Below are 15,584 nucleotides of genomic sequence, written 5' to 3'. Positions count from 1 at the left end.
GAGGACCTGATCGGCGACGTGCTGGACCAGTACCGGCGCCAGCGCGTGTTCCTGGACGCGGTGCGCTGGCGCGGCGGCACGCTCAGCCCATCAGCTCCAGCCACTGCTGCTCGGCCTGCGCCAGTTGCGCGGCCACGTGCTCGCGGTCGCGGCCCAGCGTGCCCATGCGCTGGCTGTCGGCGTAGTTCGCCGGGTCGGCCAGTTGGCGGTCCAGCTCGGCCAGTTGCGTCTCCAGCTCGCCCACGCGCTTCTCCGCGGCCGCGGCCTTGTGCGGATTGGCCGGCTTCTTCGGCACCGGCGGGGCCAGCGGCGGCGGCGGCGGGGGCGGCGTGGGGGCCGCATCGGCCATGCGCTGCTTGGTGCCCTGCGCGGCGGGGCGGCTGCGCAGCCAGGCGGCGTATTCGTCCAGGTCGCCGGCAAACGGCTCCACCACGCCGTCGGCCACGCGCCAGAAGGTGTCGCAGACCAGGCCGATCAGGTGGCGGTCGTGCGAGACCATCACGATGGCGCCTTCGAAATCGCTCAGCGCCTCGGCCAGCGCTTCGCGCATTTCCAGGTCGAGGTGGTTGGTCGGCTCGTCGAGCAGCAGCACGTTGGGCTGCTGCCAGGCGATCAGCGCCAGCGCCAGGCGCGCGCGCTCGCCGCCGGAGAAGCCATCGACCGGCTCGAAGGCGCGGTCGCCGGCGAAGTTCCACTTGCCGAGGAAGTCGCGGAACGCCTGGTTCACGCCGTCCGGCGCGAGCTCGCGGAAGTGGTCCATCGGCGACTGCCCTTCGTGCAGGGACTCCACCGTGTGCTGGGCGAAGTAGCCGATGCGCAGGTCCGGGTGGGCGGCGCGCTCGCCGGTAATCGGCGCCAGCTCGCCCACCAGCGTCTTGACCAGGGTGGTCTTGCCGGCGCCGTTGGGGCCGAGCAGGCCGATGCGCTGGCCCGCTTCCAGGCCGAAGCCGACATCGTGCAGGATCACCGCGTCCGGGCCGTAGCCGGCATCGACGTGGTTGAGCCGGATCAGCGAGAACGGCAGCTTGGCCGGCGGCGCGAACTCGATGCGGAACTCGCGCTCGGCGCGCACCGCCTCGGTACCGGCCAGCTTGGCCAGGCGCTTCATGCGGCTCTGCGCCTGCGCCGCCTTGCTGGCCTGCGCCTTGAAGCGGTCGATGAAGCTCTGCAGGTGGGCGCGCTCGGCCTGTTCCTTCTCGTGCGCGATCTGCTGCTGGCGCAGCTGCTCGGTGCGCTGGCGCTCGAAGTCGGTATAGCCGCCGACGTACAGCTTGGCGCCGCCGCCGTGCAGGTGCAGCGTGTGGGTGGCGACGTTGTCGAGGAACTCGCGGTCGTGCGAGATCAGCAGCAGCGTGCCGGGATACTTCAGCAGCCACTGCTCCAGCCAGAACACCGCGTCCAGGTCGAGGTGGTTGGTCGGCTCGTCGAGCAGCAGCAGGTCCGAGGGCATCATCAGCGCGCGCGCCAGGTTCAGGCGCACGCGCCAGCCGCCGGAGAATTCGGACACCGCGCGCGAGTGCGTCTCGGCCGGGAAGCCCAGGCCGTGCAGCAGCTTGCCGGCGCGCGCTTCGGCGTCGTAGGCGCCGATCTCGGCCATCTTCTGGTGCGCGTCGGCCACGGCCTCCCAGTCCTCGCGCGCGGTGGCTTCGGCCTCGGCCTTGAGGATGGCCGCCACCTCGACATCGCCGCCGAGCACGAACTCGATGGCCGGATCCGGCAGGGACGGGGTTTCCTGCGCCACCGAGGCGATCCGCACCTTGCCGGGCAGGTCGACATCGCCCTTGTCCGCCTCCAGCTCGCCGCGGATGGCGGCGAACAGGCTGGACTTGCCCGTGCCGTTGCGCCCGACCACGCCCACCCGGTAGCCGGCGTGCATGGCGAGGTCGACGTTGGACAACAGCAGCCGCTCTCCGCGACGCAGGAAGAAATTACGCAGGGAAATCATGACAGAAAGGCCTAAGGCGCAGATTATTGATAACCGGAAGGCATAAGCAGATGAGCAGCCTTCCTGCGACGCCATTCTAGCGTTAACGAATACTTAGCGCGTCCGGGGCCTGCCGTCGCCCGCTCCCTCTCCTCTAGGACGACGGCTCCGCCCCGGCCCCTGTTCACGCCCTTGCCGGGCCCGTTGGAGATGTCATGAAGTCCCCCTCCCCGCTCCTCGCCCCCCTCGCCGCGGCCATCGCCGTGGCGCTTCCGCTGGGCCAAGCCTTCGCCCAGGACGCCTCGGTCACCCCGAACACCCTGGACACCGTCATCGTCACCGGTACCCGCGTCAGCGACCGCACCGTGGCCGAATCGCAGTCGCCCATCGACATCATCAGCGCCGAATCGCTGGCCGCCACCGGCACCCCGGAACTGGCCACCGCGCTGGCGCGCGCCCTGCCCTCGCTGAACTTCCCGCGCCCGGCGCTGGCCGATGGCACCAGCGCGGTGCGCCCGGTGCAGCTGCGCGGCCTGTCGCCGGACCAGGTGCTGGTGCTGGTCAACGGCAAGCGCTACCACACCTCTTCGCTGCTCAACATCAACGGCACCATCGGCCGCGGCTCGGCGGCGGTGGACCTCAACACCCTTCCCATCGCGAGCATCGCGCGCGTGGAAGTGCTGCGCGACGGCGCCTCGGCGCAGTACGGTTCGGACGCCATCGCCGGCGTGGTCAACATCGTACTCAAGGGCGCGGAGAAGGGCGGCAGCCTGGAAGCCGGCTACGGCCAGTACTCGGCCGGCGACGGCAAGAACTACCAGCTCTCCGGCGACACCGGCGTGGCGCTGGGCGGCGACCGCGGCTGGCTGCACGTGGCCGGCCAGCTCAACCAGCAAGATCCGACCAACCGCGCCCGCCCGTATGCCGGCGCGCCGAGTGCCTCGCAGCCGGCGGTGGGCCAGAAGGCCTTCGTCATCGGCGACCCGGAGGTGGACGCGCAAGCGTTCTCGCTCAACAGCGAGTACAACTTCACCGACACGCTCACCGCCTACGCCTTCGGCCTGGCCAGCAACCGCGACATCACCGGCTCGGCGTTCTTCCGCGCGCCGGGCAACACCGCGCAGAACATCCGCGCCATCTATCCGGACGGCTTCCTGCCGCAGATCCAGACCTACGCCAAGGACCGCAGCCTGGTCGCCGGCCTGCGCGGCGAAGTGGCCGGCTGGAAGTGGGATGCCAGCTACAACTACGGCTACAACCGCATCGATTTCCACACCCGCAACACGCTCAACGTGAGCCTGGGCGCCAACTCGCCGACCTCGTTCTACGACGGTGCGCTGGAGACCACGCAGAACATCGCCAACCTGGATTTCAGCCGCGGCTTCGACTGGGGGCTGGCGTATCCGGTGAACGTGGCCTTCGGCGTGGAGTACCGCAACGAGAAGTGGAACCAGTCGCCCGGCGAGCTGGGCTCGTACTACCAGAACGGCAGCATCGCCGGCGGCGCGCAGGGCTTTGGCGGTTTCGCGCCGAGCGTGTCGGGCCGCTACGCGCGTGACAGCTACGCGATCTACGCCGACCTGGAAGCCGACTTCACCGACAAGTTCTCCGCCGGGCTGGCCGGCCGCTGGGAGGACTACGAGGACTTCGGCAGCGAGACCTCCGGCAAGCTCTCGGCGCGCTACGCCTTCACCGACCGCGTGGCGCTGCGCGCTACCGCCTCCACCGGCTTCCGTGCCCCGTCGCTGGCGCAGCAGTACTTCCAAACCACCAGCACCACGTTCCTGGCCGGTGACCCGAATCCGTACGAGATCCGCACCTTCCCGGCCAGCAGCGCCACCGCGCAGGCCCTGGGCGCCGAACCGCTGAAGCCGGAGACCTCCACCTCCTACAGCGCCGGCCTGGTGCTGCAGCCGCTGGATGCGCTGTACCTGACCATCGATGCGTACCAGATCGAAGTGGACGACCGCATCGTGCTGTCCTCCAACCTCACCGGCACGGCGGTGCGCCAGTTCCTGGAGGCGCAGGGCATCTACGGCGTCAACGGCGGCCGCTACTTCACCAACGCCATCGACACCCGCAGCCGCGGCGTGGACGTGGTGGGCAGCTACCGCTGGCAGCTGGCGGCAAGCAGCTTCGACCTCACCGCCAGCTACAGCTACGCCAAGACTGAGGTGACCCACGTCGCCCCGAACCCGGCCGAGCTGAGCGCCAACGGGCTGAACCTGGAGCGCATCGACCGCACCGAGCGCGGCCGCATCGAGGAAGGCTTCCCGCGCGACAAGTTCCTGCTCAACGGCACCTGGAACGCGGAGCACTGGACGCTGGCGCTGGGCGCCACGCGCTACGGCGAGTACACCACCCGGCCGACCTCGGCGGTGAACGACCAGACCTTCGGCGCCAAGTGGGTGGTCGATGCTTCGGCCAGCTACAAGGTCGATGGCTGGACGCTGACGCTGGGCGCGGACAACCTGCTCAACGAGTACCCGGACGAAAACAACTTCGCCAACTCCACCAGCGGGCAGTTCCCGTACAGCAACCTCTCGCCATTCGGCTTCAACGGCGCGTACGTGTACGGGAAGATCGGCTACCGCTGGTAAGCGAGCGGTGGTGTGGTGATTCCCTGCGAAGGCCCGGGTAACCGGGCCTTCGTCGTGGCGGAATGGGGTGCGTCGCCATTTGCCCGTCGTGGGTGGCACACGTGTATCCCGCCTTCCCGCGGTTTGCGTAAGGCGCGTTCCGATGCGCGCAGTTGCAGCTGAAACAAACAAAAATTTGACAACCCGATGTCATAGCGGTTACTCGTGAATCGTGATCGGCGCGGCTGGCGGCCGCGGTCGCCCAGGAGGGGGCGCGTCGGCGCATATCCGTCCCCGCCGGAGTCGCCCTTCCATGAAGCCACGTGCCTGTGTTCTTGCGTCCGCCGTCGTCCTCGCGCTGTCCCCGCTGTCCGCCTTCGCGCAGTCCTCGCCCAATACGCTCGATACGGTGATCGTCACCGGTACGCGCGTGTCCGACCGCACCGTCGCCGAGTCCGCCTCGCCGATCGACATCATCTCGCCCGAGGCGCTCACCGCCACCGGCACCACGGAGTTGGCCACCGCGCTGTCGCGCGCCGTGCCCTCGCTCAATTTCCCGCGCCCGGCCATCACCGATGGCACCGACGCCGTGCGCCCCGTGCAGTTGCGCGGGCTGGCGCCGGACCAGGTGCTGGTGCTGGTGAACGGCAAGCGCTACCACACCACCGCGCTGGTGAACCTCAACGGCAGCCAGGGCCGTGGCTCCTCGCCGGCCGATCTCAACACCATCCCGATCGCCGCGGTCGAGCGCATCGAGGTGCTGCGCGACGGCGCGGCCGCCCAGTACGGCTCGGACGCCATCGCCGGCGTGATCAACGTCGTACTCAAGGGCAGCGGCAGCGGCGGCAGCCTCGCCGGGCGCTACGGCCAGTACAGCGCCGGCGACGGCGAGCAGTACCAGCTCTCCGGCGATGCCGGCATCCGCCTGGGCGAGAACGGCTCGATCCATTTCGCCGCGCAGGCCGGCCACCAGGACCAGACCGACCGCGCCAAGCCCTACAACGGCGTGGTCGAGCAACGCTATGGCGACCCGGAGATCGACCAGGGCGCGGTGTCCTACAACGGCGAGTACAGCCCTTCGGACTACCTGACGTTCTATTCCTACGCGATGGCCAGCCGGCGCGAAGTGCTCTCCAACGGCTACTTCCGCTGGGATACCGACAACCGCAACCGGCCGCAGATCTATCCCGACGGCTTCCTGCCGCAGATCTACAACGTCAGCAAGGACGTCTCGTGGGTCGGCGGCTTAAAGGCCAGCACCGAGGGCGGCCTGCACATCGACATGAGCTACAACTACGGCCAGAACAACCTGCGCTTCGATGTGCGCAACAGCCTCAACAACAGCCTGGGCCTGGATTCGCCGACCCGCTTCTACGCCGGCACGCTGGAAGTAACCCAGAACGTGCTCAATGCCGATTTCAGCAAGTCGCTGGACGTGGGCATGGCGTACCCGCTGGCACTCGCGTTCGGCCTGGAATGGCGTGGCGAGAAGTTCAACGAATCCACGGGCGAGCCGGCCTCGTACATCAACGGCGGCGTGCCTTCGGCCAATGGCAGCTTCCTGCCCGGCGCGCAGGTCTTCGCCGGCTTCAAGCCCACCGACTCGGGCCACTACGACCGCCACAGCTATGCCGCCTACGTGGACCTGGAGGCGGACCTGAGCGACAAGTTCACCGTCGGGCTGGCCGGGCGCTACGAGGACTACAGCGATTTCGGCGACACCGCCAACGGCAAGCTTTCGCTGCGCTACGCCTTCACCGACAAGATCGCCCTGCGCGCCACGGCCTCGACCGGCTTCCGCGCGCCCTCGCTGCAGCAGCAGTATTTCCAGTCCATCGCCACCAACTTCATCGACGGCGTGCCTTACGAGATCGGCACGTTCCGCACCGACAACCCCGCCGCCGTCGCCCTGGGCGCCGAACCGTTGAAGGCCGAGGAATCGACCAACTACAGCCTGGGTTTGGTGCTGCAGCCGATCGACGCGCTGTACGTGACCGTCGATGCCTACCGCATCGACATCGACGACCGTATCGTGCTGTCGGAGAACCTCACTTCCACCGCCGTGCGCAACTACCTGCAGGCCAACGGCTATGCCGGCATCGGCGGCGGGCGCTACTTCACCAACGCCGTGGATACCCGCACCACCGGCGTGGATGCGGTGGGCACGTATCGCTGGGCGCTGGCCAGCGGCCCGCTGGAGCTGACCGGCGGCTACAACTACAACAAGACCGAGATCGAACGCATCGCCGAGAACCCTGCCGCGCTGGAGGCCATCGATCCTACGGCGGTGCGCATTGGCCGCACGGAGATCGGGCGCATCACCAAGGGTTCGCCGCGCGACAAGTTCTTCCTCGGCGCGACGTGGTCCCCGGGCGACTGGCGTTTCAACGCCACCACCACGCGCTGGGGCGAGTTCACCAGCTACGGCACCACCCCGGCGACGGATCAGACCTACGACGCGAAGTGGACGCTGGACCTGGCCGCCACGTGGACGCTGGACAAGTGGAGCTTCACGTTGGGCGGAGACAACGTGCTCAACGAGTACCCGGACGAGCAGCTGGCGGGCAAGGGGACGCGCACCTACCTGCCCTACAGCACGTCCTCGCCGTTCGGGTTCAACGGTGCGTTTGTCTACGCGAACATCGACTACAAGTGGTGAGGCGGTAGCGCTGGCGCAAGGCGATTCATTGACCCCACGTCGATGGCGACGCGCCGGAGTGCGGGCTGGTCTTGTCCTTGCGCTTCTGGGTCGCGGCTGAAGCCGCTCCTACAACGAGGGAGTTGAACGGCGGCCGCTGAGCGCGCGCGGCTTTGGATGTTGTCGTCCGGCCGAGGGGATCGACGGGGGTCTGCGGGGGCGGGGCCCTTTCGGGACCGTAGGCGACATGGATGTCGCCTACGAGCCCCCATGGACGGGTTCACGGCGTGTCCCGAAAGGGCCCCGCCCCCGCAGGCCGTGCATAAGCCAATGCGAGCCGATCACCCTCGAAGGCCCGCAAGCCAACAAAAGGCGCCGCACACACGAGCCGGCCGCAGGCCAAAAAACACCCCCTTCTGTTTGCCACCCACCGCATTCATCAGCGAAACTCGAACCCCTTGTTCCCGTTCGAGCCGATGCACCACGACACCAGCCTCATCGACATCATCGCCGTCGGCCTCGCCGTCGCCTTCATTCTTGGCGCGCTGGCCAACAAGCTGCGTTTGTCGCCGCTGGTGGGTTACCTGATCGCCGGCATGGTGGTCGGCCCCTTCACCCCCGGCTTCGTCGCCAACCAGGACCTCGCCAACCAGCTCTCCGAACTGGGCGTCATGCTGCTGATGTTCGGCGTTGGCCTGCACTTCTCGCTCGAAGACCTGCTGGAAGTGAAGTGGATCGCCATCCCCGGCGCCATCGCGCAGATCACCGTGGCCACCCTGCTCGGCTGGGGCCTGGCCTGGACGATGGGCTGGCCCTGGCTCAATGGCCTGGTGTTCGGCCTGGCGCTGTCGGTGGCCAGCACCGTCGTGCTGCTGCGCGCACTGGAAGAGCGCCGCCTCCTGGAAACGCAGCGCGGCAAGATCGCCATCGGCTGGCTGATCGTCGAAGACCTCGTCATGGTCCTCGCCCTCGTGCTGCTGCCCGCCCTGGCCAGCGCGCTCGGCGGCGATCACGGCGGCGGCGTGGCCATCGCCATGGCGATGGGCTGGACCTTGTTGAAGATGGCCGCCTTCGTGGCCGTCATGCTGATCGTCGGCCGCCGCGCCATCCCCTGGATCCTTGCCCGCATCGCCGCCACCGGCTCGCGCGAACTGTTCACCCTCGCCGTGCTTGCCATCGCCCTGGGTGTCGCCTTCGGCTCGGCGATGCTGTTCGGCGTGTCCTTCGCCCTGGGCGCGTTCTTCGCCGGCATGCTGCTCAACGAATCGGAACTCAGCCACAAGGCCGCCAACGATTCCCTGCCCCTGCGCGACGCCTTCGCCGTGCTGTTCTTCGTCTCGGTGGGCATGCTATTCAACCCCTCGATCCTGATCGAGCATCCCTGGCAGGTGCTGGCCACCTTCCTCACCATCACCGTCGGCAAGTCGGTGGCCGCGTTCTTCATCGTGCGCGCGTTCGGCCATCCCACCGGCACCGCGCTGACCATCTCGGTGAGCCTGGCGCAGATCGGCGAGTTCTCCTTCATCCTCGCCGGCCTCGGCGTCGGCCTGGCGATCCTGCCGGAAACCGGCCGCGACCTGATCCTCGCCGGCGCGCTGCTGTCGATCATCGCCAACCCCTTCCTGTTCTCCTGGCTCGACCGCTGGCAGGCCCGGCAGGCGCAGGATGCCCCGCAGCCGGCCGAAGCCGAGCTGCCGCCCGGCCCGCCGCTGCCCAGCGAAGGCCACGCCATCGTCATCGGCTATGGCCGCGTGGGCAGCGCGCTGGCGCCGCTGCTGCGCGACCGCGGCGTGCCGGTGCTGGTGATCGACGACAACCGCGACCACGTCGAGCGCGCGCATGCCGCCGGCATTCCCGCCATCCGCGGCAGCGCGGCCGCCGACAAGGTGCTGGCCGAAGCGCATCCGCAGAACGCCAAGATCGCGGTGCTGGCGATCCCGCAGCCGCTGGAAGCCGGCGAGACGCTGAGCAAGCTGCGCGCGCTCAACCCCTCGCTTACCCTGCTCGCCCGCGCGCACAGCGACGCCGAAGTGAAGTACCTGCTCGACCACGGCGCCGATGGCGCGGTGCTCGCCGAACGCGAGCTGGCGCACTCGCTGACCGAAATGATCCTGTCCACGCCGCCCTATCGCAGCCTGCGGCAGGCGTAAGCGCGCTCAGGTCGCCAGCGGCACGTAGAGGTCGGCGCGCAGGATCGGCGCCGGCGTCTGCTCCGGATCGTCCAGGTAATGGTGGAACACCGGCGCGTCGCGCAGCCGCTGGCCGCTGTCGGGCCACCATTCGCGCAGCAGGCGGTCCAGCGCGTCTTCCAGCCCCTCGTACGGGCCGACATGGCGTAGCACCGCATGGCGGCCGCCGCCCAGCGTGCGCAACGCCATCGGCGCCGGTGGCGTCGCCACGCCTTCGCCGAAGGCCATCGCGCAGTCGAATTCGTGCTCACGCGGCGCCACGTCGCGGTGATCGGCCAGCGGCACGCCGACCAGCCGCTCCAAACGTTCGCCCAGCCCCGCGCGCATGGCCCAGTCGAACAACCGGCCGAAGCCGCGATCCAGGTCTTCGAACGCACCGCGCTGGCGCAGCACGACAACCTCGAACGGCGACACCTCCTCGATGGTGACCCGCAACGGCAGGCGCTCGGCCGCGTCGGCCGCGAGCTGCGGCGAGGACAAGCGCTCGAGCAACGGGGCGACGGCGCGCGTATCGCCGCGCAGGCTCGCCGGCGTCACGTCCAGGCGCGCACGGAACGCACGTGCCAATGCCTGCGGCGAGTCGTAGCCGGCCGCCATCGCCGCCCCGGTCACGCTGCCGCCCTCGGCCAGCTGGCGCAGCGCCACGCTCAGGCGCAGGCGCGCCACGGTGTGGCCGACGGTCTCGCCGGTCAGCGCGCGATAGATGCGGTGGAAATGGAACGGCGACAGGTGCGCGATCGCCGCCAGGTCTTCCAGGTCGGGCAATGCGAGCTCCGGCTGGGCCACCCGCTCGCGCAGGTGCGCGACGACGCGCTCGATGCCGGCGACATGGCGATGCAGGACAGGCTGGCGCATGGGAAAGCTCCGGGGTGGGTGTGCCTGCACTGTGCCGAGCGCGGCCCGCCCGCGCGTTACCGATCTTGCGCGATGGCGGTGGCGCCTACAACGCCATCGTCACCAGCACCGCGACCTCGGCCAGCTCGCACAGCGCGCCGCAGGTGTCGCCCGTCATGCCGCCGAGCCGGCGCATGCACAGGCGCCGCCACAGCAGGCCCAGGCCGACGACCACCAGCAGCGCGAGCACCGCGCGACGCCCGGCGCACACCACCAGCACCGCGGTGCCCAGCAGCGCGAGCGCGCAGGCGACGCGCGAGGCGCCTGCCAACGGCGCGCCCATGCCCCCCGCCCGCACGTAGGGCGTGGTGAGGAAGGCCGCGGTCAGCGCCGCGCGGCCGAGCAGCGGCGCGATGACCAACGCGGTCCACGACAGCGGCGCCGGCAGGCTGGCGAGGGCGGCGAACTTCAGCAGCAACACCAGCACCAGCGCGCTGACACCAGCCGGGCCGCTGCGCGGGTCTTTCATGATCTCCAGCGTGCGCGCGCGATCGCCCATCCCGCCCACCCACGCATCGGCCGTGTCGGCCAGCCCGTCCAGATGCAGGCCGCCGGTCAGCCACGCCCATGCGGCCACCAGCAACGCGGCCATCAGCAGCACCGGCGTGGCTTGCAGGCACCACGCCAGCGAGGCAAGCAACGCACCGACCACCACGCCCACCAGCGGATACCACGGCAACGAGCGCGCCTGTGCGCCGGCGCGCGCGAACACCGCGCCCGGCACCGGGATGCGGGTCAGGAAGCCCAATGCGACGAGCAGGCCGTCGATCACGCGGCAACCGGCGGCCAGGCGAGCGGATGCAGCGAGGCGTGCGGCACCTCGATCTCCACCATCTGCGCGAAGGGCCGCTGCTCGGCCACGCAGCGCAGTGCGCGGATCGCGCCGCCGTGCGTCACCACCAGCACGCGGCGGCCACTGCCGGCATGCTCGGCGACGATTTGGTCCAGCGCGGCGGACAGGCGGCCGCGGAACGCGGCGAACGGCTCGCCGGCCGGCGGCGGGTGGTTCACCGGATCGGCCCAGAACCGGCCCAGCGCAGGGCCGGCATCGCGGTCGATGTCCTCGATCGGCACGCCTTGCCAGTCGCCGAAGTGGTATTCCGCCAACCGCGCATCCAGCCGCAGCGGCAGCCCGCGCTGCGTGGCCAGCTCGGCGGCGAACGCGGCGCAGCGCTGCAAAGTGGAAGACACCACCGCGTCCCAGGTGCCCGCCGCGGCCGTGGCGCGCAGCTGCTCCCAGCCCAGCGCGCTGAGCGGATCGTCCAACTGCCCGCGATAGCTGCGTTGGCCCGTATGGCCGTGCCGCAGCAGTTCGATGATCGGCGCCTTGCTCATGCCTCCGACACTCCCGCTTCCTCGAACGTGGCCATGTTCGCATGCAGCGCGCAGGCCAGCCGCAGCAACGGCACCGCCAGCGCCGCGCCGCTGGCCTCGCCCAGGCGCAGGCCGAGATCGAGCAGCGGCTCGGCGCCGAGCGCATCGAGCACGGCGCCGTGGCCGTTCTCCTGCGAGCGGTGCGAGAACAGCAGCCAATCGCGCACGCCCGGTTGCAGGCGCACGGCGAGCAATGCGGCGACGCTGACGATGAAGCCATCGACCAGCACCGGCAGGCCGGCCTGCGCGGCCGCCACGCAAGCGCCGGCCAGCGCGGCGATCTCGAAGCCACCCAGGCGCCGCAGCCACTCCAGCGGCGGGTGTTCGCCGGCATGCCAGGCCAGGGCGCGCGCGATGACCGCCGCCTTGTGCGCCATGCCCTGCGCATCGAGCCCGGTGCCCGCGCCGACCATCCATTCCGGCGGCAGGCGCAGCAGCGCGGCGCCCAGCGCGGCGGCGGCGGTGGTGTTGCCGATGCCCATCTCCCCGCCGATGTACAGGCGCGCCCCGGCGGCGCGCGCGGCGGCGACGCTATCGGCACCGGCCTGCAGCGCGGCGTCCAGCTGGTCGGCGGTCATCGCCGGCTGGGTGCAGAAGTTCGCCGTGGCCGGTGCGATGCGCGCGCGCCGCACGGCGGGTAGGGGACCAATGTCGTTGACGGTGCCCAGGTCCACGACCTCCAGGTGCGCGTCGAGCGCGCGGGCAAGCACCGAGATGGCCGCGCCGCCGCGCGCGAAGTTGCGCAGCATCTCGCCGGTCACCGCCTGCGGAAACGCGGAGACGCCTTCGGCCGCCACGCCGTGGTCGGCGGCGAACACCGCGATCCACGCCGGATCGACCACGGGGCACACCGCGCCTTGCAGGGCCGCCAGGCGGATCACCAACGGTTCCAGCCGCCCGAGCGAACCCGGCGGCTTGGTCAGGCGCGCCTGCCGCGCCGTGGCCTCGCGCGCGATGGCCGCATCCGGCCGCGCCGGCGGCGCATGCCACCACGCGCTCATGGCGTACCGCCCTTCAGCCACATCGGCAGCCCCGCCACCACCCACGCCACGTGCGCGCACTGGCGCGCCAGCGCCTGGTGCAGCCAACCGGCTTCATCGACGAAACGCCGGCTCAGCGCTCCCATCGGCACGATGCCCTGCCCGACCTCGTTGCTGACCAGCAGCACGCGCCCCGGCAACCCGGGCAGCACCTGCAGCAGCGCATCGCGCTCGCGCTGGAAGCGGCCGGCGTCGGCATCGCCCAGCAGGTTGCCCAGCCACAGCGTCAGGCAATCGACGATCACGCAACGCTCGGGCGCGGCGTGCACGCGCAGCGTGGCGGCCAGGGCCAGCGGCTCTTCCACGCATTCCCAGCGCACCGGGCGCCGCGCGCGATGGTGGGCGATGCGCGCGGCCATCTCCGCATCCAGCGCTTGCGCCGTCGCGATGTAGGTGACGGGCAGGCCGCTGTCGGCGGCGCGTTGTTCGGCCAGCGCGCTCTTGCCCGAGCGCGCGCCCCCCAGGATCAACTCATGCATGCGCGGAAGGTCCTCGCGTTGGAAGCGGTGGCAGGTTCAGCAGGCGCGACAGGGCCGAAGTATCCAGGTGGGCTTCCACCTCGTCGGCCAGCCGTTCCAGGGTGTGTTCGCGCAGGGCGGCCAAGTCCAGCGGCGTGGCGTGGTCCAGGCCGGCCCAGTGCAGCAGGGCCTCCAGCGCCTCGGGCGCGTCGAACAGGCCATGCAGGTATGTGCCGATGACCTGCCCGTCGGCGGAGATCGCCCCCTCGGGGCGGCCTTCCTCCAGCCACGCGAACGGGCGCGCCAGCGCGCTGCCCTCGCTGTGGCCGCAATGGATTTCATAGCCGCGCACGGCCGCGCCGGCCAGCTGCAACGTGCCCTGGGTGGCACGCAGCTGCTTGTCGCCGCCGAAGTACGTGCGCAGGTCGAGCCAGCCCAGGCCCTCGCTGCGGCCGGGCGGGCCATCGTGCCCGTCCGGGTCGAGCAGCTCGCGGCCCAGCATCTGGAAACCGCCGCAGATGCCCAGCAGGCGACCGCCGTAGCGCAAGTGGCGCGCGATCGCGTCGGCCCAGCCCTGCGTGCGCAACCAGTCCAGGTCGGCGCGGGTGGACTTGCTGCCGGGCAGCACGATGAGATCGCAAGGCGGCGGCACGTCGCCCGGCCTGACGAAATGCAGCTCGACCTGCGGATGCGCGGCCAGCGCGTCGAAATCGTTGTGGTTGCTGATGCGCGGCAGTGCCGGCACCACCACGCGCAGGCGCGCCTGCGGCTTGGCCGCTTGCGTGCGCGGCAAGGCGTCCTCGGCCTCCAGGTGCAGCCCGTGCAGGTACGGCAGCACGCCGAGCACCGGCTTGCCGGTCTCGCGTTCGAGCCAGTCCAGCCCGGGCTGCAGCAACGACAGGTCGCCCCGAAAGCGGTTGATGACGAACCCGGCCACGCGCGCGCGCTCGCTGTCCGACAGCAGCGCCAGCGTGCCGACCAGGTGGGCGAATACGCCGCCGCGGTCGATGTCGGCGACGAGGATCACCGGGCAATCCACCGCTTCGGCGTAGCCCATGTTGGCGATGTCGTTCGCGCGCAGGTTGATCTCGGCCGGGCTGCCCGCGCCTTCGACCACCACTACCGCGTGGCGCGCGACCAGGCGGGCATGCGAGGCCAGCACCGCCTCGCGGGCGATGCGCTTGTAGTCGTGGTAGGCGACCGCGTCGAGCGTGGCCACGACGCGGCCATGCACGATCACCTGCGCGCCGGTGTCGCTCTGCGGCTTGAGCAGCACCGGGTTGAAATCGGTATGCGGCGCCAGTCCGCAGGCCTGCGCCTGCACCGCCTGCGCGCGGCCGATTTCCCCGCCATCGGCGGTGACCGCAGCGTTGAGCGCCATGTTCTGCGGCTTGAACGGCGCCACGTCGATGCCATGGCGATGCAGCCAGCGGCACAACGCGGCGACCAGCGTGCTCTTGCCGGCATCGGAGGTGCAGCCCTGCACCATGAGTACGCGCGCGCTCATGCGGCCAGCGCGCGCAAGGCGGCGTCCAGGCGCGCGAAACCGGCCTCGTCGGGCGGCAGGCCGAAACGCAGGCTGGCGGGCGCGTCGAACAGGCGCGTCAGCAGGGCGCGGGTTTGCAGCGCCTCGTGCAACGCCGCCGCGCGCGGGTGGCGGCACCACTGGAAGAACGCGCTGCCGCCGGAGGGCGGCAGGCCGTGCGCGCGCAGCAGCGCCGCCAGCCGCTGCGAGGCGGCGTGCAGGCGCGGGCGCGCGGCGTCCTGCCACGCGCGGTCGGACAACGCCCGCGTCACCGCCCAGCGCGTGGGGCCGCCGAGCGTCCACGGCCCGAGCTGTTCGCGCAGGGCCTGCAGCAACGCCGGCCACGCACACACGAAACCGGCGCGCGCACCGGCCATGCCGAAGAACTTGCCGACCGAACGCAGCACGACCAGCCCTTCGGTACCGGTGGCCGGGCACAGGCTGTCGGCGGGCGTGGCGTCGATGAAGGCTTCGTCCACCACCAGCCAGCCGCCGCGCGCGGCGAGCCGGGCATGCAGCGCGCGCAAGGCGGCGGCGTCGAAGTGCTCGCCACCGGGGTTGTTGGGGTGGATCAGCACCAGCACGTCGAGGTGGTCGGCCTCGGTGATCAGCACGTCGGCGCCCGCGTCGAACACCTCGTGGCCGGCGCGCCGCCACGCATGCGCGTGCTCGTTGTAGCCCGGGGCGATCACCCCGACACGGCCGCGCGCACGCAACAGGGGCAGCGCCTGGATCGCCGCCTGCGAGCCGGCCACCGGCAGCAGGTGCGGGGTTCCGTAATAGTCCGATGCCGCCGCGAACAGGCCATCTTCCTCTTCCGGCAAGCGGTGCCACACCTCGGCCGGCAGCGCGGGCACCGGCCAAGGCCACGGGCTCACGCCGGTGGAAAGGTCCAGCCACTGCGCGGCAGGAATGCCGTGGCGTTGCGCGGCGCGCAACAGGCGGCCTCCATGTTCGAGCATG

General features: G+C 70.6%; 11 protein-coding genes. 3 read left to right on the top strand and 8 right to left on the bottom strand.

Annotated features, from left to right (window positions below; all coding sequences use genetic code 11):
• Positions 1-82 precede the first annotated feature (82 nt).
• A complete protein-coding gene (locus P6166_RS10735; protein WP_277764452.1) occupies positions 83-1,945 on the bottom strand; it encodes an ABC-F family ATP-binding cassette domain-containing protein in 1,863 nt (620 codons plus the stop codon).
• 194 nt (positions 1,946-2,139) lie between these two features.
• Between P6166_RS10735 and P6166_RS10730 the strand changes: the two genes are divergently transcribed.
• The 3 genes from P6166_RS10730 (at position 2,140) to ybaL (ending at position 9,291) form a co-directional block, all read left to right on the top strand.
• Entirely contained in the window at positions 2,140-4,524 is a 2,385-nt protein-coding gene (locus P6166_RS10730) for a TonB-dependent receptor (protein WP_277764451.1), read from the top strand.
• A gap of 292 nt (positions 4,525-4,816) precedes the next feature.
• Complete coding sequence (locus tag P6166_RS10725; RefSeq protein ID WP_277764450.1) at positions 4,817-7,162, top strand: TonB-dependent receptor; 2,346 nt, start codon at positions 4,817-4,819, stop codon at positions 7,160-7,162.
• Between the two features lie 455 nt (positions 7,163-7,617).
• The gene (ybaL, locus tag P6166_RS10720) at positions 7,618-9,291 is read left to right on the top strand and encodes a YbaL family putative K(+) efflux transporter (protein ID WP_277764499.1); all 1,674 of its coding nucleotides are present in this window, start codon (positions 7,618-7,620) and stop codon (positions 9,289-9,291) included.
• Between the two features lie 6 nt (positions 9,292-9,297).
• On the opposite strand, the gene P6166_RS10715 is transcribed toward ybaL, so the two are convergent.
• The 7 genes from P6166_RS10715 to cobD all read right to left on the bottom strand — a co-directional run bounded on the left by P6166_RS10715 (position 9,298) and on the right by cobD (position 15,583).
• The gene (locus P6166_RS10715; protein ID WP_277764449.1) at positions 9,298-10,185 is read right to left on the bottom strand and encodes a GyrI-like domain-containing protein; all 888 of its coding nucleotides are present in this window, start codon (positions 10,183-10,185) and stop codon (positions 9,298-9,300) included.
• A gap of 85 nt (positions 10,186-10,270) precedes the next feature.
• Positions 10,271-10,996, bottom strand: a complete 726-nt coding sequence (locus P6166_RS10710; protein WP_277764448.1) for an adenosylcobinamide-GDP ribazoletransferase — start codon at positions 10,994-10,996, stop codon at positions 10,271-10,273.
• Positions 10,993-11,559 carry a histidine phosphatase family protein gene (locus P6166_RS10705; protein ID WP_277764447.1) on the bottom strand — a complete coding sequence of 189 codons (567 nt, stop codon included), beginning with the start codon at positions 11,557-11,559 and terminating at the stop codon, positions 10,993-10,995. The genes P6166_RS10710 and P6166_RS10705 overlap by 4 nt, the downstream gene beginning before the upstream one ends.
• The gene (gene cobT / locus P6166_RS10700) at positions 11,556-12,599 is read right to left on the bottom strand and encodes a nicotinate-nucleotide--dimethylbenzimidazole phosphoribosyltransferase (protein ID WP_277764446.1); all 1,044 of its coding nucleotides are present in this window, start codon (positions 12,597-12,599) and stop codon (positions 11,556-11,558) included. The genes P6166_RS10705 and cobT overlap by 4 nt, the downstream gene beginning before the upstream one ends.
• A complete protein-coding gene (cobU, locus tag P6166_RS10695) occupies positions 12,596-13,117 on the bottom strand; it encodes a bifunctional adenosylcobinamide kinase/adenosylcobinamide-phosphate guanylyltransferase (RefSeq protein WP_277764445.1) in 522 nt (173 codons plus the stop codon). The genes cobT and cobU overlap by 4 nt, the downstream gene beginning before the upstream one ends.
• A complete protein-coding gene (locus P6166_RS10690; RefSeq protein WP_277764444.1) occupies positions 13,110-14,603 on the bottom strand; it encodes a cobyric acid synthase in 1,494 nt (497 codons plus the stop codon). Before P6166_RS10690 ends, cobU begins: the two co-directional genes overlap by 8 nt.
• Positions 14,600-15,583, bottom strand: coding sequence for a threonine-phosphate decarboxylase CobD (gene cobD / locus P6166_RS10685; RefSeq protein ID WP_277764443.1), 984 nt, complete (start codon positions 15,581-15,583; stop codon positions 14,600-14,602). Before cobD ends, P6166_RS10690 begins: the two co-directional genes overlap by 4 nt.
• Position 15,584: the final 1 nt, after the last annotated feature.

This window comes from Stenotrophomonas sp. HITSZ_GD, assembly GCF_029543105.1.
Lineage (GTDB): Bacteria > Pseudomonadota > Gammaproteobacteria > Xanthomonadales > Xanthomonadaceae > Stenotrophomonas_A.
This window is presented reverse-complemented; position numbering and strand designations above follow the sequence as displayed.